The following is a 25,343-nucleotide window of genomic DNA, read 5'->3' on the forward strand; positions in this document are numbered from 1 at the left end:
GCATATCCGGCGGTATAGCTTCAAGGGTAGTCTCTCGCTATGCTCACGCTACGGGGTAGGGGGGCTTTCCGGTCGCCCCCCTGCTCCGGCTGCGCCTACGCCACCCCCTTCGGGTATGCACGCCCAACGGTTTAGCTGAAACCGTCCGACCGACAGCCCGAATGGGCATCTCGTCGGCGCAAGCCGACACCTCAACTGTTACCTGTTACCTGTTACCTGTTAACTGTTATTGACATCCCCGGCGTGTTGTGATATAATTATATAGTATTTATTATTATAAAGGAAAGTGAGAAAAAATGGGTAAGAATAAGGATATGGGCGGTAAGCCCTTTGAGATACCACGCCCGGAATTCCCTAAGCGTGCGGTCATCACAGGCGGTATGCCATACGGCAATAAAGAGCTTCATTTCGGCCATGTGGGCGGTATGCTCGTGTTTGCTGACACATATGCAAGATTTATGCGTGACAGGATAGGCAAGGAGAATGTCATATTCGTTTCCGGTACTGACTGCTACGGCTCGCCTATAGCTGAGGGCTGGAGAAAGAAGGTAGAGAGCGGTGAGTTTGAAGGCACGCTTGAACAATTCGTGCAGGCAAACCACGATAAGCAGAAGGCTACCCTCGACAGCTACGGCATATCCCCGAACCTTTTCGGTGCATCGGGTCTTGGGCGTACCAAGGAAGTCCACGCAAAGGTCACAGAGCGCTTTATCCGCTCGCTGTACGAGAAGGGTCAGCTTGAAAAGATAACCACCATGCAGTTCTTTGACGAGAAGGCAGGGGTGTTTCTGAACGGCAGACAGGTAGTCGGCAAGTGCCCGGTAGAGGGGTGTACTTCCGAGAAGGGCTATGCTGACGAGTGCGACCTCGGCCACCAGTATATGCCTGAGAACCTTATCGACCCTGTGAGCACACTGACAGGCGAAAAGCCCTCGATGAAGCCGGTGACAAACTGGTATTTCAAGCTGCCTGAGTATGAGGGGCTTATGAAAAACTGGGTAGAGGAGCTCAAAAAGCGCAAGGATATCCGCCCTGTAGTGTGGAAGACGATAGACGAGTTCCTTAAAGCACCGGTGATATACATAAAGCGTGAGTTCGAGGAGAAATACCTTGCAATAAAGGACACGCTGCCCTCGCATGAGTATTTAGAGGAGCCAAAGAAGCCCTCGTTTACCATACAGTTTGAAAAACTCGCAGACAGCGACGCTGCACACCGTATACTCACAGAGAACGGTATCAGATGCCGTACAGGCAAGACGCTCGTGCCGTTCAGACTTACAGGTAATATCGAATGGGGCGTGCCTTCGCCTGTTCTGGAGGACGAGGAGCCGCTTACCGTGTGGGTATGGCCTGAATCGCTGTGGGCACCTATATCCTTTACGCAGGCGTATTTAGAGAGCAAGGGCGCACCCGATGACGAGTGGAAGAACTACTGGTGCAGCAAGGACGCACAGGTGATACAGTTCATAGGACAGGACAATATATACTTCTACGGCATAGCCGAGCCTGCAATGTGGATGGCTCAGCAGGCAGCCGCAGACAAGAGCGCTGACCCTGCCGAGGGCGAGCTGACGCTTCCTGTTATCTGCGCAAACCACCACATACTTTTCCTTGACAAGAAGGCTTCGAGCTCCGGCTCTGTAAAGCCGCCTATGGCAGACGAGCTGCTTGACTACTACACGCCTGAGCAGCTGAGAATGCACTGGCTGGGTCTTGGCCTGGGTCAGAGGTCTGTCAGCTTTATGCCGAAGCCCATGAACCCCGAAGCAAAGCCCGAAGACGCAGACCCCGTTGTAAAGGACGGCCTGCTGCTCTCAAATGTTTACAACAGAATGATAAGAACAGCATTCTACACCAATCAGAAGCGCTTTGGCAGCGTTCTGCCGGGTGTGACACCGGGTGAGGAGATACTTGCGCAGGGCAGGAAGGCAGTGCTCGATTTTGAGAGGCATATGTCACGCTTTGCATTCCACCAGTGTACCTATGTGCTTGACAGCTACATCAGAAACGGCAGCAAGTACATGGCAAAGACCTTAGGCAACCCTGACGGCATGAGCGATGACGAGCTTAAGCAGGCACTTGCAGACCTTTTCTACATGATAAGGATAGCCGGCATACTGCTCCACCCGCTTGCCCCCTTCGGCACAGAGAAGCTGCGTGAGTATTTACAGCTTGATGAGCGCATCTGGAGCTGGGAGACTGTTTTCGAGCCGTTTGAATTCTTTGCACCGCAGGGTCACGAGCTTAAGTTCCTGCCCCCGAGAACAGACTTCTTTACACGTCACGAGAGCCAGTTCGGCGACAATGCATAATTATAATGCATAATTAAGAATGCATAATGCATAATTGAAGAGTCCGCCGTTGGCGGACTGATGCCAATATCGGGCGTTATAGAATAAGAATTACCCCCGGGTTTTTAAAACCGCGGGGGTATAATACTTTAAGATATTCGCCGTAAGGAAATGTTTTGCAGAGCAAAACTTTCGTCTTGTCGGCTTCGCCGATAAGACATTGTACCTTAACTGTTACCTGTTACCTGTAACTTGTTACCTGATATAGGCCTGTTACCTGATTACTTGACATAGGCCTTTACTATCTCAGCGATGTATGCATGATGATAGTCACCTGCTGCGTAGTTTGCACCGTCAAGGTCACGCTCGGTGAAGCAGTCGCTTGAAAGCTGCTGTACATAGAGCTTTTTGCACACGAGCACCAGCTCTGCCTGCTCAAAGGTCACTGTGCCGTCTGTGAACACAGGGGTAAGGGAAGTCTGTGCGAGCTTGTCTTCATCTCTGCCGCTTATCCTGCCGCAGACAGCTAAGTCCTTGCGGTTAGTCTCCGGGAAAAAGCTGAGTGTGAAGTATTCGCTCTTGTCTAAAAACTCCTTGGTGTAGCGCTGAGGCCTTATCACTGTCTCTACGCAGGGCTTGCCCCACATAACGCCTGCAAAGCCCCACGATGCGGTCATAGTGTTAAAGCCGCTCTCATCGCCTGCCGTGACGAGCATCCACTGTGCGCCTATCCTTACAAACGGGTCAAAGCCTATCTTGTCGGGCGCTGTCTGTTTAAACCTAAGTTGTGTCATATCTGCCATAACTGTACCTCCTGTATATTATGTAGTTTATTCTGCTTATGGTAGAATCATTATTAGTTCTCTTTCTATTATATCAGAGATCCGGGCGGATTTCAAGTGCTCTGCCCGTGCAGATTTTTGAATGTCAGCAGACCGAACACCATGAACCCTGCACCGAACATGATGATGATATACAGATACCATGTGCTCCCGTAGTCGGGAAGGTAATAGTCTCCCGGGTGGTCAGGGTCTATCATGACTGTTATTTCCTGCCCCTGCGTGAAGTAGTTGTTCTTTTCAAAGTAGCCAGTCACGCTGTAGCTGGCACCGTTATACTCATAGACGATGACCGGGCGGTAGTGGGGAACAGGGCGTGTGGAGGAGCGGCTGCTGTATTTCTTTTCTTCTATGCTCTCGACAATGCCTGTTACTTCTTTGGTGCAGTCCATGTGCGTTATATGCGTGGATACGAGCATATACACAGCAGTGCCTATCAGCAGGAAGCCCAATAAAGTCCTGAGCACTGCGGTGAAGGTGGTGGGTCTTCTCGTTGTTCTTCCAAAGGTGTTTAGTTTCATTTATTCACTGTCTCCATTAATTGTTTCATCGTACAAGTCGTTATCTTCAATTATCATACCTGTTTCGGGTGTTGAAAGCTCTAAGCCCTCTATCAGAGCAAGCGTCTCTTTTGATGCCGAGGCGGCATTCGGGTCTTTGTCTAACTCTACCCTTATCAACGAACGGCAGCCCTTCTGATACAGCCAGTAGACCTCACGGTCAACATACTTGCCCTTGCGCTTTAACTTATAATCTATCCTCAGCCCGAATTTGCCGTCATTAAATTCGACAGGCTCGTATCTCATATCGGTCGTTTCGCTGTCTTTAGCTTCTTTTCTGTTTCCCGATACGCCTGCAAGCACCAGGGTCTGATAATTGCTTGTGTTTTTTTCCTTCTGTTCTCTGTACACATCGCCCTCATACTGAGTTTTTACGCCGACGTAATCAAATGTGTCGGTGTTTTCATACATCATTATAGTTTCGGCATAGTAGTCGATATCATTTTTTATATAGTCGATATAATCGGTATAAGTGAGCGAGTGATAGTTTTGATCCTTCATGCTCTCATAGCTCATGACACCTATCATAAGCTCACCCTCAGAGCTTATCCTCATATATTCCCTGACATCGGGGAAATACGGGCTTGTGATAAACAAAGCATGATCGCAGGTGAAATTGTGCGTTCCACGCTCGCCGTCTCTGTTGTCATAATCATACACTCTGTACTGCGAGGGCAGGATAAACTTAACGCCGTATTTGGGGCTGTTTATCACACCCGAGCTGTCGGGAAGAAGCTCTGTCGCCTTATCGCTGTCAAGCCTTACCCCATCCGGGAAGGTCGCATATATATCATCATCTGCCTCAGATGCTTCGCCTGCTATGCTTATAAGCTCATCGGTAGGCTTTGATGACTGATCACTTTCAGCGCAGCCGCACAAAAGCAGTGCTGCAGTGAGTGCGCATATGACTTTTGCTGTTATACCTTTCATTTTTCTTTCTTACCTCTGACTTCTAAAAGAAGCCGCCCATAAAGCGCGGTGGCGATAAAGAAGTATTTGACAATTACAGCTTTGTATGTGCCACCGCTAAAAGAATAAATAATAAAGAAGAAAGAATAAAGAATAAACAATGTGTCCGCTTTGCGGACATATTTCAAAATATATCGCCGCAGGGAAATGTTTTGCAGAGCAAAACTTTCTTCTTATCGGCTTTTGCCGATAAGACACGATACCTTGATTATTATTTCTTATTTATTCTTTCTTCTTTTTTCTTTTAGCAGGCGCTGCACTAAGTAACGCAAAGACACTTCTGCCGTGATACAGCAGAAGTGTCGGAATAAAAACTTCTTTATTGCGCCTGCGCTAACGGACGGCTTTTTGTATGCTTTTTCTTTATTATTCTTCCTCATCGGTGTCAGGCATATCCCAGTTGTGGTATACGTTCTGAACATCGTCGTTGTCCTCAAGGTGCTCAAGCAGGAGGTTCATCTTTCTGATAGCGTCCTCGTCCTCAAGGGTGGTGTAGTTTGCAGGCACCTGTGCAGCCTCAGCTGAAATGAGCTTGTAGCCCTTTGCGGTGAGAGCCTCGCTTACAGCAGATACGCTGTTGGGGTCGCAGGTTATCTCTATTACGTCCTCGTCGATGTTGAAATCGTCTGCGCCTGCGTCCATTACGTCTTCCATTACAGCGTCCTCGTCCTTGCTGCCGTCGTACTCAGCAACGATGCTGCCCTGGCGTGAGAACATGAATGATACGCAGCCCGATGTACCTAAGTTGCCGCCGAACTTGTCGAAGTAGTGGCGGATATCGCCTGCTGTTCTGTTCTTGTTGTCTGTAAGGCACTCAACGATAACGGCAACGCCGCTCGGACCGTAGCCCTCGTATACCATTGACTCGTAGTTGTTCTTGTCACCGTCGCCGGCTGCCTTCTTGATTATTCTCTCGATATTCTCGTTAGGAACGTTGTTAGCCTTGGCCTTAGAGATAAGGTCTCTCAGCTTTGCATTGTTGTTAGGGTCGGGGCCGCCCTCTTTAACTACAACGGCCATTTCTCTGCCTATTTTTGTGAAGATCTTTGCTCTTGCGCCGTCGGTTGCTTCCTTCTTGCGCTTGATGTTAGCCCATTTTGAATGTCCTGACATATTATCTCACTCCTTAATATATTGCCTTAACCTATATATTATACTATATTTTTCAAAAGAAGTCAATAGTTACTGCCTCTGTGCCGTCACTCAGCGCTGTCCGGCAGCAGCTCACGGATATTTTTGTAAAGCTCCTCTATCCTGCCTGTCTCACCTATCAGATGCAGGTAGCCGAAAAGACATTCAAGCCCTGTTGCCGCACGGTAGTCAGCGACTGTTGAATGCTTGGGCGCTGATACACCGCCTGCGTTCCTGCCACGGCGGAATATGTCCTGCTCCTCCTCGGAGAGCACACCTTTGTCGATAAGAGTCCTTACAGCGGCCGCCTGATACTCGGCACAGACCTTCTGCACGGTGAGTGAATGGAGCTTTCGCACAGGCATATTTGCCGAGAGTATAAGCTCATCACGCACCAGCTGCTCGTAGACCGCATCGCCCACAAAGGCGAGTGCCAAAGGCGAATACTGCCTTGCCTCAGCTTTAGTCAAAGCCTTTCGCCCCCTTACTCGACAAACTCAAAGCGGAAGCCGAAGATATCAACGGTGTCGCCCTCGTTGATGCCCTGCTCCTCGAGCTTGTCAATTATGCCTGACGAGCGCAGTACACGCTGGAAATACTGGAGCGACGAGTAGTCGTCCATATTGACCGAGCGCAGGATATCCCACAGCCAGTCTGCCTCGACGTAGTAGATGCCGTCCTCGACTGTGACATCGAATTCCTTCTTTGAGAGCAGCTTTTCATCAAGCTCTAACTGCGTAAGCGGCTGAGCTTCAAACACCTTGACAGGCGGCAGGTCTTTGAGCGCCTGCGCTGCTGCGTACACAAGCTCCTGAGTGCCTTTCTTTGTGGCAGCCGATATCTCGAAGAACTGATAGCCCTTGCTCTCGATGTACTCCTTGAATTCTGCGACCTGCTCGGGAGCTGCTATGTCGCTCTTGTTTGCTGCGACTATCTGAGGTGCGTCTGCAAGCTCTTTTGAAAAGTTTGCAAGCTCTGTGTTTATCGCCTCGAAGTCCTCCTTCGGGTCACGCCCCTCGATGCCGGAAACGTCAACGACGTGGATAATGAGCCTGCACCTTTCAACGTGCCTCAGAAACTCGTGACCGAGCCCCACGCCCTCGCTTGCGCCCTCGATAAGTCCGGGGATATCAGCCATAACGAACGACTGCTCCTCGACCTTTACAACGCCGAGCACAGGGGTAAGGGTGGTGAAGTGATAGTTTGCTATCTTTGGCTTTGCAGCCGACACAACGGATATGAGCGTGCTCTTGCCGACATTCGGAAAGCCCACAAGCCCTACGTCTGCTATGAGCTTCAGCTCTAATGTGATGTCGTATTCATCGCCCTTGAAGCCGGGCTTTGCAAATTTTGGTATCTGCCTTGTCGAGGTGGCGAAGTGAGCATTGCCCCTGCCGCCCTTGCCGCCCTTTGCCACAGTCACAGGCTCAGGGGAGGAGATATCAGCAAGTATCCTGCCGGTCTTTGTCTCCTTGACGAGCGTGCCGAAGGGGACTTTTATCACAAGGTCGTCAGCCGAGCGTCCCGAGCAGTTCTTTGACGAGCCGTCCTGCCCTTTTTCGGCGATGTATTTTCTCTTGTAGCGGAAGTCGATGAGGTTTGAGAGGTTGGTGTCTGCAACAAAGACGATATCTCCGCCCTTGCCGCCGTCGCCGCCGTCAGGGCCGCCTGCTGCGATATACTTTTCCCTGTGGAACGACACGCACCCGTCGCCGCCGTCACCGGCTTTTATGTGTATTTTAGCTTCATCAACGAACATAGCTTTTCTCCTTGTTTATTTGAATATATCGTCATAATCCGGCTGTTTTATAGCCATTGCTTCGCTGTCCTCGGGTATCTCCATAGGCAGGAAAACGTGCCTGCCTGCCTTTGCTGTCTCCTCGATACCGCCGCCGATACAGCCGACAACAGCAGTGATTAGCAGCATTATGGAATACATATAAATCTTCATCGCCATAGTGGGGTGGCTGTCATAGTATTCCTTCTTTGCTTCCTTTTCATCGGTATTGTTTTCAAGTGAGAGGAATTTCTTCCCACTGTCGCCTATCGAATAAACAGGCAGAGAGACTGTCTGGCCTTCCGTGTAGCTATTGAGGACCGATTCCTTTACATACCATTCATGCTCCTTGCCTGTCTCGTCATCGCGAAGGGTCAGCCAGTATCTGTATTTATTGGAGCTTCCACGGGAGCTCCCTGTTCTTTTTACTGTATAGGTCTTTACCACAGTATAGCTTCGGTTTTCAACATAGGTAAGCGGCGGCGGGGAATAAATAAAAATATATGATAGTATAACCAGTATCAGTAATGCCGCGAGCGACACGCCGACCCTTATCAGCATAACGCCCTTGTTGTATTCCTTAGGCATAGAGGGGTCTATTTTTAGATAGTTCTTCATAAGCTTCTCCGTATGTGTCTGTGATGATCGGTAAAACTCTTGATATATTGTTTGTTGATGCTCTTATGATCGGTTTATTGCAAAAAAGCCGCCTATGTTAGGCGGCTTTTACGATTATGCCTGTGTGTAAACAGAAACCTTTTTCCTGTCCTTGCCGAGGCGCTCAAATCTTACAACGCCGTCAGCTACAGCAAAGAGAGTATCGTCAGAACCCTTCTTTACGTTCTCACCGGGGTGAATGTGTGTGCCCCTCTGTCTTACAAGAATGTTTCCAGCTGTTACGAACTGACCGTCAGCTCTCTTAACGCCAAGTCTCTTAGCCTCGGAATCACGGCCGTTCTTTGTGGAACCCATACCTTTCTTATGTGCAAAAAACTGCATGGAAATTCTTATCATCTTAAATTACACCTCCGTCATGTAATTTTGCAGGGCGTGCTTGCCCTATCTGTCATTCACGCTTATTTTGACAGCACTCGGATATTCCTGACTTATCATATCGAGCTGGAGCATAAGGCCTAAAAGCAGCCTGTCTCCGTTGCCCTCAGAGTCGTTGCCGAGTTTAAGCAGAATATCATTTTCATCTACATCTACCTTTGCGTCTATCTTGAACACATCGGTAACAGTGTTACAGGTCATCATCACCGCTGAGGATACTGCGGCACACGCCACGTCATACCCTTCCTCGGCGAGCCCTGCATGGCCGCTTATGTGAAAGCCCAACAGCTTGTTCTCACGGCTTCTGTAGAAATCTGCCCTTATCATAAATTATGCGTTGATTGCTTCGATCTTTACCTGTGTGTACGGCTGTCTGTGGCCCATTTTTCTCTTCTCGCCCTTCTTAGGCTTGTAAGTGAAAACTGTTACCTTCTTGGACTTGCCGTTCTTGATGACCTTAGCTGCTACGCTTGCGCCGTCTACATAGGGAGCGCCAACTGCAAGACCGTCGTCCTTGCCTACAGCTATTACCTTGTCAAAAGTAACGTTTGCGTCTGCTTCTGCGTCGAGCTTCTCGATAAAGAGGATGTCACCTACATTTACCTGATACTGCTTTCCGCCTGTTTCGATAACTGCGTACATTTCAGAATGCACCTGCCTTTTCAATAAAACTCGCTGCGTTACGGCGTACAGGCATAGCCCATAACTTCCATAAAGCCGTACACAAGCGGCTTATATATTATAATATATCCCGCCCATCAAGTCAATGGAATTTACAGAAAGTTTACATTCTTGTTCCTTATTGCCAAAACGGATAATATGTGGTATAATGGTGTAATGCACAATGCATAATGCACAATGCATAATTGAGGTGTGCGGCAAAGCCGCACGATATGCCCATTCGGGCGTTTCTGCCCGGCAGCTGCAGCGTAGGGCGGCACCCGAAGGGGGTGGCGGCAGCTCCGCTGCCGCAGGGGGGCGACCGGAAAGCCCCCCTACCGTAGCGTGAGAAGAATGAGAGACTACCCTCGAAGCTATTATGTAGGGGTTGCTTACCTTCAAGGGGGCTCTCTCAATTATTCATTCTTCACTGAGCGCAGCGTTACCGGCCGAATGGCCATACGTCGGCGCAGGGAAATGTTTTGCATAGCAAAACTTTCTTCTTGTCGGCTTTGCCGATAAGACACGATACCTCAATTATGCATTATGCATTATAAATTATGCATTATTAAAAGAAAGGGGGGTCGCTGCGATGCGGGGGCTCATAGACAAGCTGGCACTGTTTTTTGTGTCGCTTTTGCTGATACCGCCGGAGAAGGTGAGCTTTGAGACAGCAGCACTTTCGGTGTCTGTGTTCGTGATATGCTGTGTCACGACCGTTATCGACAGGAGATGGGCAAGGATAGCCGCTGCTGAGGTTTTTCTGGTCATGTGCATATTCTACCCTCAGACGGCGCTGCTCGTGGCACCCATTGCATATACGCTGGCTGAGAGCCGGGATAAAAAGCAGATGCTATGTATCCTGCCGGCAGTCGTATTATCCTACATCGGCAGTGGCCTGCGCATGGGGCTTTGCGTGACGGCGTATGTTATGCTTGCCGATGTGCTCTGCAACAGGCGGCTGAACTTTGAGGACAAGGACAGCGAGCTGAAATTCACCCGTGACAGCGGCGTTGAGAACAGCCTTGTGCTCATGGAGCGAAACAAGCGCCTTATCGAGCAGCAGAATAACGAGATAAACATGGCGACCCTCAAAGAGCGAAACCGCATAGCAAGGGAGATACACGACAACGTAGGCCACGTTCTGTCACGGTCGCTGCTGCAGCTGGGCGCTGTAATGGCTGTCACCAAAAACGACGAGAAGATGACTGCTCTGCTCCGGCCGGTGCGTGAGAGCATGGATCTTGCACTTGACAGCATAAGAAACAGCGTTCACGACCTCAGAGACGATTCTATTGACCTTAAGACCACCGCCGAGGAGATACTAAAGCCCCTCGAAGGCAGCTACAAGATATACCGACAGTACGATTTTTCGTACAATGTGGATAAGGATATCAAGCTCTGCTTCATAGCCGTGCTCAAAGAGGCTGTCACCAACATCATACGCCACTCGGACGCAGACACGGTGAGCGTCACCATGACAGAGCACCCGACGTTCATGCAGCTGGTGGTGGACGACAACGGCAAGTCTTCAAAGCGCCCCGACAGCGAGGGCATGGGACTTTCAAACATCAGAGAGCGTGTCAAGATGCTCGACGGCATCATAAATATCACGACAACGGGCGGCTTTCGCATATTCATAACTATCCCTAAGCAAAACGACAAGGAGAATGAGCATGAAGATAATAGCAGTCGATGACGATAAGCTCGTGGCGATATCGCTTAAAACGATTCTTGAAGCGACAGGCAAGGTCGAGGTCGCAGCGCTCGGCTCTAACGCCGAAGATGCGGTCAGGCTCTACAAGGAGCACAGGCCTGATGTGGCGCTGCTCGATATACGCATGGGCGAGGTGACAGGGCTCGATGCCGCCAAGGAGATACTGGCGCTTGACAAAGATGCGAGAGTGCTTTTCCTGACGACATTCTCTGATGATGAATACATAGTCGAGTCGCTCAAAATAGGTGCAAAGGGCTATATCCTGAAGCAGGATTTTGACGACATAGTTCCGGCACTCGAAGCTGTTATGAGCGGAGCAAACGTCTTCGGCAGCGAGGTCACGAGCCGTATTCCTGAGCTTATGAACAGCCGCACGAACACAGGCTTTGACTTTGAGAAATACGACATCAGCGAGCGTGAGCAGGAGATAATAACTCTCGTAGCAGAGGGTCTTAGCAACAAGGAGATATCCTCAAAGCTGTTTTTAAGCGAGGGAACGGTGCGAAATTATCTGAGCACCATTCTTGAAAAGCTCGGCCTGCGTGACAGGACACAGCTGGCGGTGTTCTACTATAAAGAGGTAAGAGGTTAAATATAATGGCAAAGGTAAAAAGCGTTTTCATCTGCCGTGAGTGTGGAGCGGAAACATCAAAATGGAACGGCCGCTGCCCTTCCTGCGGCGAGTGGAACACCTTGGAGGAAACTGAGAGCGTGGTGAGCTCTGCCGTTCCCAAATCAAAAAGGAGCGCTGTTAAGGATATATCCGACAGCATCTACGGTATAAACGATGTCGAGATGGACAAGGACGAGGTGCGCTACAAAACAGGCCTTAACGAGCTTGACAGAGTGCTCGGCGGAGGGCTTGTCAAGGGCTCGCTCGTGCTGCTCGGCGGTGAGCCGGGTATCGGCAAGTCAACACTTCTCTTGCAGATATGCCAGCACCTGGGAGATGACCATACCATATTATATGTATCGGGCGAGGAGAGCGCAAGGCAGATAAAGCTGCGTGCGCACAGGCTGGGCGTTGACTCGGAAAACCTCTACCTGCTCGCTCAGACCGACTGCGAGGCAATATGTGCAGCCATAGTCAAGGAAAAGCCTGAGATAGTCATGATAGACTCTATCCAGACGATGAGCATAAACGGCCTTACCGGCACGCAGGGCAGCATCACCCAGGTGAGAGAGTGTACCAATATGCTCATGCACACCGCCAAGAATGAAGAGATACCCATGATAATAGTCGGCCACGTCAACAAGGACGGCAACATCGCAGGCCCTAAGGTCATGGAGCATATAGTCGATGCCGTCACCGTGTTCGAGGGGCAGAGAAACCTGCCGTACCGCATACTGCGTGCTGTTAAGAACCGCTTCGGCTCGACGAATGAGATAGGCGTGTTTGAAATGGCCGGCAGCGGCCTGCGTGAGGTCGAGAACCCCTCGGCTATGCTGCTTGAGGGCAGGCCTGTGGGCGTTTCGGGGTGCTGCGCTATGTGCGTTATGGAGGGCTCTCGCCCGATAATGGCAGAGGTGCAGGCGCTCGTCACAAAGTCCGGCTTCTCTTCGCCGAGAAGGACATCGACGGGGCTTGACCTTAACAGACTGTACATGATAATAGCCGTGCTCGAAAAGCGCCTCGGTTTCTTTTTCGGGGGGCTCGATGCTTACCTGAACGTCATCGGCGGTATGCGCATAGACGAGCCTGCCTGTGACCTTCCTGCTGCCGCTGCTCTCTGGTCGGGGCTTACTGACAAGCCGATAGGGGAGGATATTATCCTGCTCGGCGAGATAGGCCTGGGCGGCGAGGTCAGGGGCATACCCTTTGCAGAGCAGCGTATCCATGAAGCAGTCCGCATGGGATTTGGCAGGATAATACTGCCACGTTCTTCCCTGAAGGGTGTCAGGACGGACAATTTACCCATAAAAGTCGTAGGTGTCAGCAGTATAAGACAGGCTTTTGATGCAATATAGGCAACACCGCACGACCACCAGCTGGCGCCTATGGCGTATATAAAAATATGAATATTTATGTAAATGTTACCATTTTTGGACAGTTGGGCAAAAAATATTAAGATTTTTGTTAAATATGACAAAAAGATTACAGACATTTTCGGCTAATCTGCTGATTGAATAAATGTGATAATTGTGTTAAAATATGTGTATAGTTTATGTTGAGGAGATATCGCTCAATATGGATTAAATAAAGATTTGGAGGAAAATCAAATGAAAATTTCTAAGATTTTCGCAGGAATGTCTGCAGCTGCTATAGCTGCTTCTCTCATGGCTGCAATTCCTGCAAGCGCTGAGTTCCCGACAGAGGTCGTTGAGTCTGAGATCACAGACTTCACAGGCTTCGGTGCTCAGGGCTATGTAATGGGCAATGCTACATGGAACTGGAAGTCTACAGTTACAGATGCAAACGCTGACGGTACACTCACAGCTGAGTACAGCTACAAGGAGCTTGCTGAGCAGTCCAAGGGTGAAGGTGATACAGCAGTAGGTAATGCTGGTGTTCAGATCTTCGCTAACGGCGATATCGCTAAGGGCTCTTGGATCACCTGCGATGTTGACTACAAGGTAGTTACATCTGACGGCCAGGAGAAGACAGGCACAGGCAAGATCGATACTTCTAATCCAGACACTGCAAATGTAGGCGTTGAGCTCTGGGGCTACGGCGCAGAGTGGGAAGTTCTCGACACAGCTACAGCTACAGTTGAGGTAACATTCTCTAACGCAGTTCTCCACGAGAAGGCTCCTGAGCCCGAGTGGAACACAAAGAATGAAGTTGCTAACGATACATACGCAGGCGACTGGGCTGGCGACGGCTTCTTGTATGACGATTTCACAAAGATCGACACATCCAAGGACATGAAGGTAACTATCGAGTATACACTTAATGACGGTTTTGATTACTATCTCGCAGCTCCCATAGACGCTCACGGCTGGGGCAAGCTCTACAACGAGAAGGACGACGTTAAGAAGGATTGGATCCAGGGCGTAACTCTCAAGTCTTCACTTACAGATGAGGAGCTTGAGGCTACAGAGGAGCCTACACTCCAGAACGACGGTTTCTTCGTACTTAAGAAGTCCGGCACACTCACATTCAAGGTAGCAGGCGCTGCTATCGAGGCTATGAAGGAGAACGCTGCAACTGATCCTGATAAGGATACAGGCGAGATCTGGTACGGTATGGGCTTCCAGGTTTACGGTGTAACTATCAACAAGGCTACATATGAGTATGTTGGCGAGGAAGAGGAGAGCGAAGCTGATACTATCGAGTTCAACGAGGAGATCACTCCTGATACAAACCTCTCTCTCAAGAGCAGCGACTACGAGGCTACATATACAAAGGCCGGCGTAAACCTCCACTTCTCCAAGGATAACTGGAACGACTGGTGCACAGCTGCTATCAAGGTAACAGCTGGCGGCAAGGACAAGTACTACCTCCTTAAGGGCAAGCAGGTCGGCTGGGATACAACAGCTGAGATCCTCACTGTTGATGAAGACGGCGATCCTGACAAGGTAGTTATCCTTCCTCTTGACAAGGCAGCGTTCATGGAGAGCAAGGACTATACAAAGGATCCTGATGCATACGTTATCCCTGATTATGAGATGATCGACGTTGCAGCAGGCGAGGACATAACAGTTAGTATCCCTGAGATCGGCACAGCTGATGACTGGGAGATCAAGTTCCTCTGCTATGCTTGGAGCGCTGATAAATCCATCACAATGGAAGATCCCGACGGTACAGCTAAGCTCGAAGGTAATGACAGCATTACTCTCGATAAGGACGGCAATGCTAAGGAAGAGCCTTATGTATTCAAGCTCGTTTCTGTTGACTTCACAAAGGGCGAGGTAGCTCCTGTTGATGAAGAACCCGGCGACGAAGAGCCTGGTGACGAAGAGCCCGGCGATGAAGAGCCCGGTGATGAAGAGCCCGGTGAAGAAGGCGGCACAGAAGGCGACGGCAACAAGAACCCTGGTAATAAGGGTACTGGCGGCAGCAACACTTCTAACCCGAAGACAGCAGCTGCAGCTCTCGGCCTCGGCGCTATCGCACTCGCTGGTGCAGCAGTAGTAGTTTCCAAGAAGAAGGACTAATACTGAAATACCAAAAAGTGAATAGAAATTGACTTTTATGAGCCCGGTTTTACGCCGGGCTTATTTTTGTACAAAAATGATAACGTTTTCTGTGGATAATACACAAAAAGGAAATAATAAAATTGTGATATATTTGATTACAAATTTGGTGCTTACTACTTGATTTTTTGTAATAATTCTGTTATAATATAAGGGAATTGAAGGCCAATTCAACAAAGTAAATATGTTTGGAGGAAAATATTATGAAACTTTCTAAGATCTTTGCTGGTATGTCCGCACTTGCAATGGCAGCTACACTTTCTATCGCTGCAAGCGCAAGCACAACTATCGACTGTGACGATCCCGATCCGATAGACTGCGCTGACGCTTCATGGGGCAGCATCTGGGCTGACGGTAAGTACGCTTCTGCTGAGACATTCAGCGACGGTGAGGTTACTGTAACAGTTAACTTTGAGTGGACAGATCTCGCTAAGGATGAAGAGTACTGTGCATTCAAGCCTGCATTTGCAAACGGCTGGGAGGGTATCTACAAGGCTCACCCTGAGTATGTAAGCGGCTTTGTATGCGCTAAGGAAGATGCTATACAGAACGACGACGGCAAGTATGAGACTGCTGACGGCACTATCCTTGACTGGGCTCCCCAGAAGGACGGTTTCTTCCAGGTTTATAACACAGATGTTACATCTGTCACATTTACACTCTCTGCTGACTGCGTTGCAGATATGAAGGATTATTCCACATACTACGGCAATGGCAAGGCTACAGCTAACGATGACGGCACAACAACTGACTGGGACGGTTTCCTCATTCAGAAGGGTAACAACGGTATCGCTATCACTTCTGTAGAGTTCTCTCAGGACGGCGTAAAGCTCAACACAGAGCTCGAGGCTGAGGGTGACGATGGTTCTTCTGATGACGGCACAACAGATGACGGCACAACAGATGACGGCACAACAGATGACGGCTCCGCTGATGACGGCACAACAGATGACGGCACAACAGATGACGGCGAGACAGGTTCTGATGACGGCTCTGCAGGCGGCACAACAGGCGGTACAACAGGCGGCACAACAGGCGGCAGCACAGCAGGCGCTGGCACAACAGCAGGCGGCAGCACAGGTACAGGCACAGGCACAGCTACAGGCAACACAACAACAGGTTCCACAGCTGGTCTTGCTCTTGCAGGTCTCGCTCTTGCTGGTGCAGCAGTAGTAGTTTCCAAGAAGAGATGATCTTTTCATTCATAATTAAAAAGATAGAACTCCGCAAGGGGTTCTTTCTTTTTTGTGTGTTTTTTACAAAAAGAAAACGATTACCTGTGCAATCCGTCTAAATGCCGTATAGTAAATTGTGAAAAAAGTATATTGAAAAACGGACGTAAATATGATAAACTATTAACTGTAAAACTGTATTTTTACAACATGGAAATATCGAAAGGAATGGTAGATAATGAAAAAGTTTTTTGCAGCTGCTCTTGCTCTTACTATGACGGCAGCTATGTTCACAGCCTGCGGCGATGACAGCTCGTCAAGCAGCAAGGCAAGCTCCTCGTCGGCAGCTTCTTCCGCAGCTGAGTCTTCAAGCGCAGCTGAGGCTTCGAGCGCAGACGACGCTTCCTCGGCAGCTGATGATGCTTCTTCCACAGCTGATGACGCTTCTTCCGCAGCTGATGACGCTTCCTCTGAGGGCGGCGATGCTTCCTCTGAGGGCGGCGCAGCAGAAGGTGCTCCCGTTGACGAGAACGGCAAATTTGATGTAACTAAGATGCCCGGCTATGATGCAAACGCTAAAGAGACAGTTCTTACTGTTGCTGAGCCCGGCACAGACCCCTGGGTAAACGGCCTTGGCGCTGATGTTGACTACGGCGATATCTATATCGACGGCAGAACATTCACAAGAGACCAGGATCTTACTGTTAAGGTAGAGTTTGAAGTTGCAGCTGATGCTAAGGAAGAGTTTGAGCTCGGTATCAAGAAGCTCGAATCTCTTGACGACTCCGGCACTATCAAGAAGGGTACAACTCAGATCCTTATAGGACCTGCAAGAGCTAACGGCTGGGCTAAGTTCGTAGGCGCTGACAACCACGACGGCCTTATCGTTGACTTCCCGACATACTACAATATGCCCGAGGGCGATACTCACGGCAAAACAAAGACCGGTAAGGACGGCTCTGAGGACGTATTCAAGGCAGACGGCACACTTGAAGATGTATTCGTCAAGAACGACGGCTTCATCAAGTTCGGCAGCCCTGACGCTACAACTGTCGAATTCACTATCCCGAAGGAGACAGTAAACGCTATCATTGATAACGCTACAGCAACTCCTGCTGACGAGAACGACACAACAACAGGCTGGGACGGCCTCCTCTTCCAGATGGGTGACTGCCCGACAGCTATCAAGACTGTAACTCTCAACATGGGTAACGTATACTTCAGCACCGATATCTCCAAAGCAATGGACGGCGCACAGTAATACAGTAAAATATTAAACTTAGAAGACCACCCTCAGCGGTGGTCTTTTTTGCTGTCTGAGATGGTCTGCGGGTTTTGGGTAAAATACACAATATGATAACGATTACTTATGCAACATTGATAAAACACCATTTTTTAATTGTGCAAATAAGATATTGAAAAAAGAGCGGCATTATGCTATAATTTGAATGTAGATCAAACCAGTAACTAAGGTAAATTGGAGGTAATTTATTATGAAGAGATTTTTTGCGGCTGCTCTGGCGCTCACATTAACTGCTGCTATGTTCACAGCCTGCGGCGATGACAGCTCATCGAGCAGCAAGGCAGCAAGCTCTGCTGCATCTTCTGCTGCTGAGTCTTCAAGCGCTGCTGAGGCTTCAAGTGCTGCTGAGGCTTCAAGTGCAGACGATGCTTCTTCCGCAGCTGATACATCGAGCGTGGCAGATGCTTCGAGCGAGGGCGGCGACGCTTCATCTGAAGGCGGCGACGACGAGGCACCTCAGCCTGTTGATATATCAGAGGCTGCAAAGAGCCTGAAAAACCTTGAAAACGCTCAGGTAACATTTACAGCTGATACTGATGTTACAGCTATCGTTAATGATCTTGCAGAATGTTTCTCTTCTATAAAGCAGGACGTAGAGTATGTAAAGGCCGGCAAGAACGACAAGGACAAGGACTTCACTGTTGAGGATTTTGACAAGAAATGGGGCAAGAGAGGCGAGAAGTACGGCATCGACGCTACATACGAGAGCGACTATGTAAAGAAGGTGCTCGAAGGCGATACAGATGATCTTATCTATATATACGGCGACGAATCAAGATGCAAATACTCTGTCGAAGAGGTTGCAGGCGTGCCTATGCTCAAGGTGGAGATACTTGATAAGTACCCTGACGGTGTAAACTACGAAATGCCTAAGATACAGTTCAATGTTGCTGAGATATTCAAGGGTCACGAGGAGCTTCTCCCGACAGTAAACACCGTTAAGGTCGATATGATACAGAGAGCAGTAGGTGACTATGTAAATGACGAGGGTGTAGCTTCTCATGTTCCGAATTACTGTATGGGTAAATTTGTTGTACAGGCACAGAAGAATGGCAAGATGACATGGGACGAGACTGATGAGTTTAGCTTTAGTGAATATACCTCCGAATGGTTATATGGTGAGCTTGTATCAAATGAGCTTCTTATCTGGAAAAACAGTGAGTTTGCCAACACAACAGAGGAACAACACGTAACTATTATGAGATGGGCACTCCCCAATGATGCTTGCTTATATATCGCAGACATCGCATTCTACGATATCGACGGCAATCCTATCAAGTTCTGATAATAAGCATAATAAAGGCCGGAGAAAAGTGAACTGACCCCAAAAAGTTAGACAAACTTTTCAAAGAAAACTTGTGCAAAGCGACTAAGAGAGATCGAGCCTCTGAAAAAAAGTCTGTAAAAAGTCAGCAAACTGTGATAAAATAGAATTAATATCACAGGAGGCTGATTTTTTATGGCAAGAAGAAAAAGAGAACCGATGAGCGAGGGCAAGAAGAACATAATAGGAATGCTGCTTGAGGAATACGACATCAAGTCGGCTAAGGATATTGAGGATGCTCTCAAAGACCTTCTCGGAGGAACGATCCAGGAAATGCTTGAGTCCGAAATGGACGAGCATCTTGGATATCAGGAATATGAGCGTTCCGACAATCCTGACTCTCGTAATGGTAAGAAAACCAAGAAGATCCGCGGAAACTTCGGAGAAACCGAAATAGAAGTGCCGCAGGATCGTGACGGCAGTTTTGAGCCAAAGGTCGTAAAGAAGCGTCAGAAGGACATCTCAGGTATTGAGCAGAAGATAATTGCTCTGTATGCCAAAGGAATGACCACACGCCAGATAAGCGAAACTATCGAAGATATCTACGGATTTGAAGTCAGCGACGGTATGGTATCAGATATCACAGACCGCCTTCTGCCACAGATAGAGGACTGGCAGAAACGTCCATTGGACGAAGTATATCCGATAGTATTCATCGATGCTGTACACTTCTCAGTGCGTGATAACGGACAGATCAGGAAGCTTGCCGCATATGTGATCCTTGCTGTCAGCATGACAGGTCACAAGGAAGTTCTTTCAATACATATCGGTGAAAACGAGAGCGCCAAGTACTGGCTCGGCGTACTGAACGAGCTGAAGAATCGAGGCGTAAAGGATATTCTGGTCATCTGTGCAGACGGTCTTACAGGCATGAAAGAAGCTGTATCAGCTGCATTTCCGCAAACTGAGCTACAGCGCTGCATCGTTCATCAGGTAAGAAACACGCTGAAATACGTCGGAGAGAAGAACAAGAAGGAGTTGGCAAATGACCTTAAAACGATCTATCATGCGCCTTCCGAGGACGCTGCTCTGGAAGCTCTTGATCGCATTACTGAGAAATGGGAGGACGATTATCCTAACGCTATGAAGAGCTGGTACAAGAACTGGGACGTAATATCGCCGATCTTCAAGTTCTCAGCTGATGTCAGAAAGGTGATTTATACCACCAACGCAATAGAGAGTCTTAACAGCGGTTATCGCCGCTTGAATAAGCAGAGGAGTGTATTTCCGAGCGATACAGCGCTCCTGAAGGCTCTGTATCTGGCGACGCATGAGATAGCTAAGAAATGGACCATGCCGCTGCGAAACTGGGGCAAAGTTCTGGGCGAGCTTGAGATCATGTACCCCGACAGGATCGGCTGATATCCAAAGAACCTTGACAAATTACAGTATCTATTGTATACTGTAAAAAAATTGGAGCGGCTATTTTCAAGCCGCTCACAACTTAACGTTTTTATCACAGTTTTTGAATTTACAGAGTTTTTTTCGCAGAGCCGAGAGATCTTGGTCGCTTTTGTCATGCAGCGTTGAGCCTGTATTCAACAGGTGACATTCCATCAAGCTTAAGCTTGATGCGCTTTGTGTTGTACCAAACGATGTATGAATGTAGTTCTGAAATGAAGTGCTCAACAGATGAGAATTCCTGTAAGTAGAGAAGTTCTGTTTTCAGCAATCCAAAGAAGTTTTCTGCGCAGGCGTTATCAAGACAGTTTCCCTTTCGTGACATACTTTGTCTTATGCCTTTATCTTTGAGCATTTTCTGGTACTGCTTGTGCTGATACTGCCAGCCCTGATCTGAATGCAAAATGAGTCCGGTGTTTTCCGGTATCTTTGCAAATGCTTTATTCAACATATCGGTCACTTGACTCAAATTAGGGTGGTAACTCAGGTTGTAGGACACAACCTCTCCGTTGAAAAGATCGATGATGGGCGACAGATACAGCTTGACACCAAACAGAGCAAACTCTGTCACATCTGTGACCCATTTCTGATTTGGCTTATCCGCTTTAAAATCACGTTCCAGAAGATTTGGTGCTATTCTGCCGACTTCACCCCTGAATGAGTTGTATTTCTTCATTCTCACACGGCAGAATATTCCCATTTGACGCATTAAGCGCTGAACTGTCTTGTGGTTTATCCTATGCGTTTTTCTCAGTTCTTTCGTTATCCTGCGATAGCCATAGCGTCCTTTGCTTTCATCATATATCCTGCGTATATCCTCCTTGATCGCTGCATACTTATCAGGTTTCGGATCATTAAATTGCTTGCTGTAATAGTAATAGGTACTGCGGGGGATTCCGGCAACATCAATGAGCAGACCTATCTTGTGTTCATGCCTCAGTTCCCAGATCACTTGTGCTTTTTCTCTTGCCGTACCCTTTCGGAAACCAAGGCATTCAATTTTTTTAAGTATGCATTCTCCGCACGAAGACGCTGTACCTCTGCAATGAGATCTTCTTCGTCTTCTTTCTTTAACTTTGGCGGACGACCTGTTGATTTACGTCCTCGACGTTCAACATATAAGCCATCCTTACCTTCTTCAAGATAGATGCGCTCCCACTTCGCAACTGTCTTATCTCCTTGTGGAATGTCAAATTGTCTTGCAGTTTCCATATAACTTAATTTCTCGTTCTGCATTGTTTCAACCACTTTGATCTTAAATTCGGGTGTGTATCTCTTATTGGGTATTCCTTTAGGCATAAAAATGCCCCCCTTTCGTTAGATCCCTAATTGGTATGTTTCTATTATACCACATTGTCTAACAAAAGGGGAGCATTTCAAAGCTCTCCGGTCTTTTTTTGCGCTATTCTGCACGGAAGTCGTGGAAGGTCACGGCTATCTCGCCGCCTATCTCCATAGAGCAGGGGAGCGAATCGTCAAAGGTCACGGTGAAGTCAGCACCGCCCACAACGCCCTTGTTGACAGTCTTGCCGTCTTTTATCTCGGCAGTTATGCCCTTGCCGCTGCGGCACATATCAAGAGCATCTGCGATAAGCCTTGCAGGCGAGCTCTCGCTTAAGTTTTGCAGCTCGTCTGTCAGCTGGAGCTTTTCTATCTCGGCGGTAAAGCTGTCTGTATTTTTGGATAGCTTTAGTCCATTGACACTCTCTGGCGCTGAAAACTCATACTCCCAGCCCTCCTCGCTTTTGTGCATCGTGGCGGAATACTCCCGGCCGCCAGCAGTGATCTCGATGTCGGTGGTGTAGCACTCCGGCACAGTGTCGGGCTGGGTGGACTTTGCAGCGCAGGAGCATAACATCACTGCCGGCAGCGCCATCAAAACAAGATATCTCCTCATAAAAAACACCTTTCATATAATAAGACTTGTACTCCTATTATATGAAAGGTGATGTTCGTTAATGCATAGCTGTCGGCAGACTTTCGAGCTCTTTCAGCGTCTTTGGTATCTGAGCGAGAATGTCTCTTGCAAGCACGCTCCTCTCTGACATATCCATACAAAGCAGCTCTGCCGAGCGGCCGAGAAGATAACAGCCGAGCGCTGCGGCCTCCTTGCCTGTCATGTGCTGTGCGACAAACGATGCCGTCATTCCTGCGAGCATATCGCCGCTGCCGCCCTTTGAAAGCGCCGTGTTGCCGTAGCCTGAGACTATGACGCTGCCGGTGCTGACTATTAGCGTGCCGGCGCTCTTTGAAACGACTGTCGTGCGGTAGGGGCACTTATTTGCAAGCCCCATAGCAAGCGGCAGGCGCTCAGAGAGTGCTGTCTTTGTGTCGGTGCCGCAAAGCCTTGCAAGCTCGCCTATGTGTGGGGTGAGAATCGTTTCATTCTGCCTGTTGCAGATAAGGCCTGTGTCTTCGGAGAGGCAGTTCAGCCCGTCTGCATCTATGATCACAGGGCAGCTGTCGCCTGCTAAAACGGCTCGCAGCGTCTGCCTTGTGTGGCCACTTACGCCCATGCCGCAGCCTATGAGCACGGCTGATGCGCTATTTATCGCATCGTTCAGCTTCTCCGGGCTGTCGTCAGGCTCGTAGGGCAGGAAGGTGCATTCATACATACTGCCTGCAAGCGCCGATATCACGCTTTTGGGGGCTGCGAGCTGCACTATGCCCACACCGCACCTGAGCGCCGCCGTGGCAGCCATTGCCGCTGCACCGTAGTAATCCTCACTGCCGGCTATTATCAGCAGCCTGCCGAATGTCCCCTTGTGCGCACCGACCGGGCGGCGGGGGAGCAGCTTTGCAAGCTGCTGTGTGTCCGGCTCGAATATTATAGAGTCCGTATTTTCGTACTTTTTATCTATCCCGATATCGCATACCTCGATCCTGCCGCAGTATTCCTTTGCCGGCATCAGCGCCATGCCGATCTTACCCTTGTGGAAGGTCACAGTCATGTCAGCCCTTACCGATAGCTCATCGCAAAGCCCTGTGTCTGCGTTGCAGCCGGAGGGTATGTCGCAGGCTATCCTGTATGCAGGAGATTGGTTCATGCAGGAAAAGAGCGACCGCATATCATCACGCAGCGCCCCCTTGAAGCCTGTGCCGAATATGCAGTCAACTATTATGTCGGCCGAGGAGAGCTCCTTTACCGCAGCTTCCTCCATGTCGTCTGTTATCCTGACACCGCCGAGCTTTTCAAATGCGGCCTTTGAGAGGTCTGTCGCAGGCTTGCCCTGAACGAGCAGCACGCATACATCGAACCCCGACTCATGCAACAGCCTTGCGCAAACAAGCCCGTCGCCGCCGTTGTTGCCCTTGCCTGCGGCTATGCACACACGGCGCACGCTCTCCGAGCGCTGTGCGGACAGCTCTGCTGCGGCCTTTAAAACAGCCCTGTAAAGCCCCTGTGCTGCATTGTCCATGAGCGCTGACAGCGAGAGCCCTTCCTTGTCAGAGCGCTGCTCGCAGTTTACCATTTGTGAGACTGTGAGGTATCTTTTCATGGCTTACCCCTGTCTTCTGAGCTCTGCCTGAAGCTGACGAGGGAAGAATTTTATCATCAGCTCTCTCATGTCCTCATTCGGTGTGAAAAGCACATAAGTATCTCCCAGCTCCTTGTGGTCAACTCTTAAATACCACACGTTCTCGCCTGTGTTGTCGTCAGCCGAGACGATAGATGCGCTTGTGTCGAGCTCTGTGTTCTCTGTAAACTCTGCAAACTCCTTTGCTGTGTCGAGCTTGACCGTGATAAGGCGCTTTCTTGAACGCTGTGCGATTATCTTGTCAAAATCCATCTCGCCGTTGGTGAGAAGGTATTCGTATTCGTTGTCAAAGCCTGTCGTCACACGGTAGGATGCATAAAGCACACCGCCTGAGAGCAGCAGCCCGAGCCCTGCAACGCCGAACTGCGCTGTCAGGAAAAATACTGCAAAGCAGACTATGAAGCCTATCACGAATATCGCCGCCTTTGCGAAGCGGTCGTTGGCTGTCTGAGCCCTTACTACATTCTGTTCCTTGTATACGTCCATTTTGGTTCCTCCGTCTTGTAATATGTCTTGTAATACTTCTTGTGATGCACTGATAGTTATTATACCACATATTGTATCCTTTTTCAATAGATTTTTCACAATATCGGTGCAAATTTCCTATTGAAAAGCCGCAGATTATGTGGTATAATTAATAGTTGTAAGATTTTTTGTACTGTAAAGGTGATAATTCTTGCTGATAGATGTTCATGTTCATGCGTTCAATGAGAAGATCGCTGCCAAAGCGCTCGATGCTCTTGCAGGCTATTCGGGGCTTACACCTCTGACAGACGGCACGGTGGGGGATACTTTTGCTAAGCTCGATGAATGGGGCGTTGATAAGGCGGCAATACTATCTATAGCTACCAAGCCGACCCAGCAGAGGATAATAAACGGCTGGGCGGAAACAATAAAAAGCGACAGGCTGCTGCCCTTTGGCAGTATACACCCCGACGCTCCGGACTGCCTGGAGGAGCTTGAAAGGATAAAGGCCGCAGGGCTCTACGGCATAAAGCTGCACCCCGACTATCAGGGCTTCAGGATAGACGAGGAAAGGCTTTTCCCGATATATGAGCAGTGCGCAAGGCTCTCGCTGCCGGTGATACTGCATTCGGGGTTTGATTACTATTCGCCTGATGAGATACACTGCACACCCGAGCGTGCGCTCAGGGTGATAGGCAGGGTAAAGGGCTTAAAGCTCATTCTGGCGCACCTCGGTGCAAACAGAATGTGGCAGCAGGTCTTTGATACCATCGCAGGGGCAGACGGTGAGGTGTATTTTGACACATCATTTACTGAGGAATGCCCCGACGAGCTTATGGAAAAGATAATACTTAAGCACGGCGCTGACAGAGTGCTCTTTGCAAGCGACTGCCCGTGGGCGAGGTCTTGCGATATTGCAGAGAAGATAGAGCGCCTTGCTCTTACTGACGATATGAAAGAAAAGATATTCCATTTGAATGCCGAGAGGCTTCTCGGCTTGTGACA

The 25,343-nt window shown here is 49.1% G+C and carries 25 protein-coding genes; 10 read left to right on the plus strand and 15 right to left on the minus strand.

Features of this window, described 5'->3' with window-relative positions; translation table 11 throughout:
- The first annotated feature begins 296 nt into the window (after window positions 1-296).
- Complete coding sequence (locus CD05_RS0102015) at window positions 297-2,312, plus strand: class I tRNA ligase family protein (RefSeq protein WP_028509087.1); 2,016 nt, start codon at window positions 297-299, stop codon at window positions 2,310-2,312.
- Window positions 2,313-2,572: 260 nt separating this feature from the next.
- Here CD05_RS0102015 and CD05_RS0102020 read toward each other — a convergent pair whose 3' ends face one another.
- The 10 genes from CD05_RS0102020 to rplU form a co-directional block, all read right to left on the minus strand.
- Window positions 2,573-3,094, minus strand: a complete 522-nt coding sequence (locus CD05_RS0102020) for a flavin reductase (protein WP_028509088.1) — start codon at window positions 3,092-3,094, stop codon at window positions 2,573-2,575.
- Window positions 3,095-3,186: 92 nt separating this feature from the next.
- A complete protein-coding gene (locus CD05_RS0102025; protein WP_028509089.1) occupies window positions 3,187-3,651 on the minus strand; it encodes a DUF3592 domain-containing protein in 465 nt (154 codons plus the stop codon).
- Window positions 3,652-4,620, minus strand: coding sequence for a hypothetical protein (locus CD05_RS0102030; RefSeq protein WP_028509090.1), 969 nt, complete (start codon window positions 4,618-4,620; stop codon window positions 3,652-3,654).
- A 405-nt stretch (window positions 4,621-5,025) separates the two neighbouring features.
- The gene (locus tag CD05_RS0102040) at window positions 5,026-5,772 is read right to left on the minus strand and encodes a YebC/PmpR family DNA-binding transcriptional regulator (RefSeq protein ID WP_028509091.1); all 747 of its coding nucleotides are present in this window, start codon (window positions 5,770-5,772) and stop codon (window positions 5,026-5,028) included.
- Between the two features lie 86 nt (window positions 5,773-5,858).
- On the minus strand, window positions 5,859-6,260 hold the full coding sequence (locus tag CD05_RS0102045) for a ribonuclease III domain-containing protein (RefSeq protein WP_028509092.1): 402 nt from the start codon (window positions 6,258-6,260) through the stop codon (window positions 5,859-5,861).
- Window positions 6,261-6,274: 14 nt separating this feature from the next.
- Window positions 6,275-7,549: a GTPase ObgE gene (gene obgE / locus CD05_RS0102050; RefSeq protein ID WP_028509093.1), complete on the minus strand. Its 1,275-nt coding sequence runs from the start codon at window positions 7,547-7,549 to the stop codon at window positions 6,275-6,277.
- Window positions 7,550-7,564: 15 nt separating this feature from the next.
- Complete coding sequence (locus CD05_RS0102055; protein ID WP_028509094.1) at window positions 7,565-8,185, minus strand: hypothetical protein; 621 nt, start codon at window positions 8,183-8,185, stop codon at window positions 7,565-7,567.
- Window positions 8,186-8,299: 114 nt separating this feature from the next.
- Window positions 8,300-8,581 (minus strand): 50S ribosomal protein L27, encoded by a 282-nt coding sequence (rpmA, locus tag CD05_RS0102060; RefSeq protein WP_028509095.1) that lies wholly within the window; start codon window positions 8,579-8,581, stop codon window positions 8,300-8,302.
- A gap of 45 nt (window positions 8,582-8,626) precedes the next feature.
- Entirely contained in the window at window positions 8,627-8,947 is a 321-nt protein-coding gene (locus CD05_RS0102065; RefSeq protein ID WP_028509096.1) for a ribosomal-processing cysteine protease Prp, read from the minus strand.
- A gap of 3 nt (window positions 8,948-8,950) precedes the next feature.
- A complete protein-coding gene (gene rplU, locus CD05_RS0102070; protein ID WP_028509097.1) occupies window positions 8,951-9,262 on the minus strand; it encodes a 50S ribosomal protein L21 in 312 nt (103 codons plus the stop codon).
- Window positions 9,263-9,872: 610 nt separating this feature from the next.
- On the opposite strand from rplU, the gene CD05_RS17080 reads away from it, so the two are divergent.
- From CD05_RS17080 to CD05_RS0102110, 8 genes are all read left to right on the plus strand, one after another.
- Window positions 9,873-10,979, plus strand: coding sequence for a histidine kinase (locus tag CD05_RS17080; RefSeq protein ID WP_051588767.1), 1,107 nt, complete (start codon window positions 9,873-9,875; stop codon window positions 10,977-10,979).
- The gene (locus tag CD05_RS0102080; protein ID WP_028509098.1) at window positions 10,957-11,589 is read left to right on the plus strand and encodes a response regulator transcription factor; all 633 of its coding nucleotides are present in this window, start codon (window positions 10,957-10,959) and stop codon (window positions 11,587-11,589) included. Before CD05_RS17080 ends, CD05_RS0102080 begins: the two co-directional genes overlap by 23 nt.
- Window positions 11,590-11,594: 5 nt before the next feature.
- Window positions 11,595-12,965 (plus strand): DNA repair protein RadA, encoded by a 1,371-nt coding sequence (gene radA, locus CD05_RS0102085; RefSeq protein ID WP_028509099.1) that lies wholly within the window; start codon window positions 11,595-11,597, stop codon window positions 12,963-12,965.
- Between the two features lie 252 nt (window positions 12,966-13,217).
- A complete protein-coding gene (locus CD05_RS19380) occupies window positions 13,218-15,095 on the plus strand; it encodes a hypothetical protein (RefSeq protein ID WP_051588768.1) in 1,878 nt (625 codons plus the stop codon).
- A gap of 242 nt (window positions 15,096-15,337) precedes the next feature.
- Window positions 15,338-16,327, plus strand: a complete 990-nt coding sequence (locus tag CD05_RS17090) for an NPXTG-anchored protein (RefSeq protein ID WP_037322746.1) — start codon at window positions 15,338-15,340, stop codon at window positions 16,325-16,327.
- Between the two features lie 217 nt (window positions 16,328-16,544).
- Window positions 16,545-17,567, plus strand: a complete 1,023-nt coding sequence (locus CD05_RS19385; protein WP_051588769.1) for a hypothetical protein — start codon at window positions 16,545-16,547, stop codon at window positions 17,565-17,567.
- Window positions 17,568-17,799: 232 nt separating this feature from the next.
- Complete coding sequence (locus CD05_RS0102105; RefSeq protein WP_028509100.1) at window positions 17,800-18,894, plus strand: hypothetical protein; 1,095 nt, start codon at window positions 17,800-17,802, stop codon at window positions 18,892-18,894.
- Between the two features lie 174 nt (window positions 18,895-19,068).
- The gene (locus CD05_RS0102110) at window positions 19,069-20,295 is read left to right on the plus strand and encodes an IS256 family transposase (RefSeq protein WP_028509101.1); all 1,227 of its coding nucleotides are present in this window, start codon (window positions 19,069-19,071) and stop codon (window positions 20,293-20,295) included.
- Between the two features lie 154 nt (window positions 20,296-20,449).
- On the opposite strand, the gene CD05_RS0102115 is transcribed toward CD05_RS0102110, so the two are convergent.
- The 5 genes from CD05_RS0102115 to CD05_RS0102135 form a co-directional block, all read right to left on the minus strand.
- Complete coding sequence (locus tag CD05_RS0102115) at window positions 20,450-21,286, minus strand: IS3 family transposase (protein WP_028509102.1); 837 nt, start codon at window positions 21,284-21,286, stop codon at window positions 20,450-20,452.
- A complete protein-coding gene (locus CD05_RS0102120) occupies window positions 21,283-21,633 on the minus strand; it encodes a helix-turn-helix domain-containing protein (RefSeq protein ID WP_028509103.1) in 351 nt (116 codons plus the stop codon). The genes CD05_RS0102115 and CD05_RS0102120 overlap by 4 nt, the downstream gene beginning before the upstream one ends.
- 103 nt (window positions 21,634-21,736) lie before the next feature.
- Window positions 21,737-22,231: a hypothetical protein gene (locus tag CD05_RS0102125; protein ID WP_156947263.1), complete on the minus strand. Its 495-nt coding sequence runs from the start codon at window positions 22,229-22,231 to the stop codon at window positions 21,737-21,739.
- Window positions 22,232-22,289: 58 nt separating this feature from the next.
- On the minus strand, window positions 22,290-23,834 hold the full coding sequence (locus CD05_RS0102130) for a bifunctional ADP-dependent NAD(P)H-hydrate dehydratase/NAD(P)H-hydrate epimerase (protein ID WP_028509105.1): 1,545 nt from the start codon (window positions 23,832-23,834) through the stop codon (window positions 22,290-22,292).
- A 3-nt stretch (window positions 23,835-23,837) separates the two neighbouring features.
- Entirely contained in the window at window positions 23,838-24,359 is a 522-nt protein-coding gene (locus CD05_RS0102135; RefSeq protein WP_028509106.1) for a hypothetical protein, read from the minus strand.
- A 190-nt stretch (window positions 24,360-24,549) separates the two neighbouring features.
- Here CD05_RS0102135 and CD05_RS0102140 point away from each other — a divergent pair, with 190 nt between their 5' ends.
- Entirely contained in the window at window positions 24,550-25,341 is a 792-nt protein-coding gene (locus CD05_RS0102140) for an amidohydrolase family protein (protein WP_028509107.1), read from the plus strand.
- Window positions 25,342-25,343 lie beyond the last annotated feature (2 nt).

The organism is Ruminococcus sp. NK3A76, from assembly GCF_000686125.1.
Lineage (GTDB): Bacteria > Bacillota > Clostridia > Oscillospirales > Ruminococcaceae > NK3A76.

Bases quoted from the DNA above. Each gene is read 5' to 3' on its own strand.
- CD05_RS17080 (WP_051588767.1), top strand. From the start codon at position 9,873: ATGCGGGGGCTCATAGACAAGCTGGCACTGTTTTTTGTGTCGCTTTTG.
- CD05_RS0102030 (WP_028509090.1), bottom strand. From the start codon at position 4,620: ATGAAAGGTATAACAGCAAAAGTCATATGCGCACTCACTGCAGCACTG.
- CD05_RS19380 (WP_051588768.1), top strand. From the start codon at position 13,218: ATGAAAATTTCTAAGATTTTCGCAGGAATGTCTGCAGCTGCTATAGCT.
- rplU (WP_028509097.1), bottom strand. From the start codon at position 9,262: ATGTACGCAGTTATCGAAACAGGCGGAAAGCAGTATCAGGTAAATGTA.
- CD05_RS0102040 (WP_028509091.1), bottom strand. From the start codon at position 5,772: ATGTCAGGACATTCAAAATGGGCTAACATCAAGCGCAAGAAGGAAGCA.
- CD05_RS0102130 (WP_028509105.1), bottom strand. From the start codon at position 23,834: ATGAAAAGATACCTCACAGTCTCACAAATGGTAAACTGCGAGCAGCGC.
- CD05_RS0102120 (WP_028509103.1), bottom strand. From the start codon at position 21,633: ATGCCTAAAGGAATACCCAATAAGAGATACACACCCGAATTTAAGATC.
- CD05_RS0102025 (WP_028509089.1), bottom strand. From the start codon at position 3,651: ATGAAACTAAACACCTTTGGAAGAACAACGAGAAGACCCACCACCTTC.
- CD05_RS0102105 (WP_028509100.1), top strand. From the start codon at position 17,800: ATGAAGAGATTTTTTGCGGCTGCTCTGGCGCTCACATTAACTGCTGCT.
- CD05_RS0102125 (WP_156947263.1), bottom strand. From the start codon at position 22,231: ATGAGGAGATATCTTGTTTTGATGGCGCTGCCGGCAGTGATGTTATGC.
- rpmA (WP_028509095.1), bottom strand. From the start codon at position 8,581: ATGATAAGAATTTCCATGCAGTTTTTTGCACATAAGAAAGGTATGGGT.
- CD05_RS0102055 (WP_028509094.1), bottom strand. From the start codon at position 8,185: ATGAAGAACTATCTAAAAATAGACCCCTCTATGCCTAAGGAATACAAC.
- CD05_RS0102135 (WP_028509106.1), bottom strand. From the start codon at position 24,359: ATGGACGTATACAAGGAACAGAATGTAGTAAGGGCTCAGACAGCCAAC.
- radA (WP_028509099.1), top strand. From the start codon at position 11,595: ATGGCAAAGGTAAAAAGCGTTTTCATCTGCCGTGAGTGTGGAGCGGAA.
- CD05_RS0102015 (WP_028509087.1), top strand. From the start codon at position 297: ATGGGTAAGAATAAGGATATGGGCGGTAAGCCCTTTGAGATACCACGC.
- CD05_RS0102065 (WP_028509096.1), bottom strand. From the start codon at position 8,947: ATGATAAGGGCAGATTTCTACAGAAGCCGTGAGAACAAGCTGTTGGGC.
- CD05_RS19385 (WP_051588769.1), top strand. From the start codon at position 16,545: ATGAAAAAGTTTTTTGCAGCTGCTCTTGCTCTTACTATGACGGCAGCT.
- CD05_RS0102080 (WP_028509098.1), top strand. From the start codon at position 10,957: ATGAAGATAATAGCAGTCGATGACGATAAGCTCGTGGCGATATCGCTT.
- CD05_RS17090 (WP_037322746.1), top strand. From the start codon at position 15,338: ATGAAACTTTCTAAGATCTTTGCTGGTATGTCCGCACTTGCAATGGCA.
- obgE (WP_028509093.1), bottom strand. From the start codon at position 7,549: ATGTTCGTTGATGAAGCTAAAATACACATAAAAGCCGGTGACGGCGGC.
- CD05_RS0102020 (WP_028509088.1), bottom strand. From the start codon at position 3,094: ATGGCAGATATGACACAACTTAGGTTTAAACAGACAGCGCCCGACAAG.
- CD05_RS0102110 (WP_028509101.1), top strand. From the start codon at position 19,069: ATGGCAAGAAGAAAAAGAGAACCGATGAGCGAGGGCAAGAAGAACATA.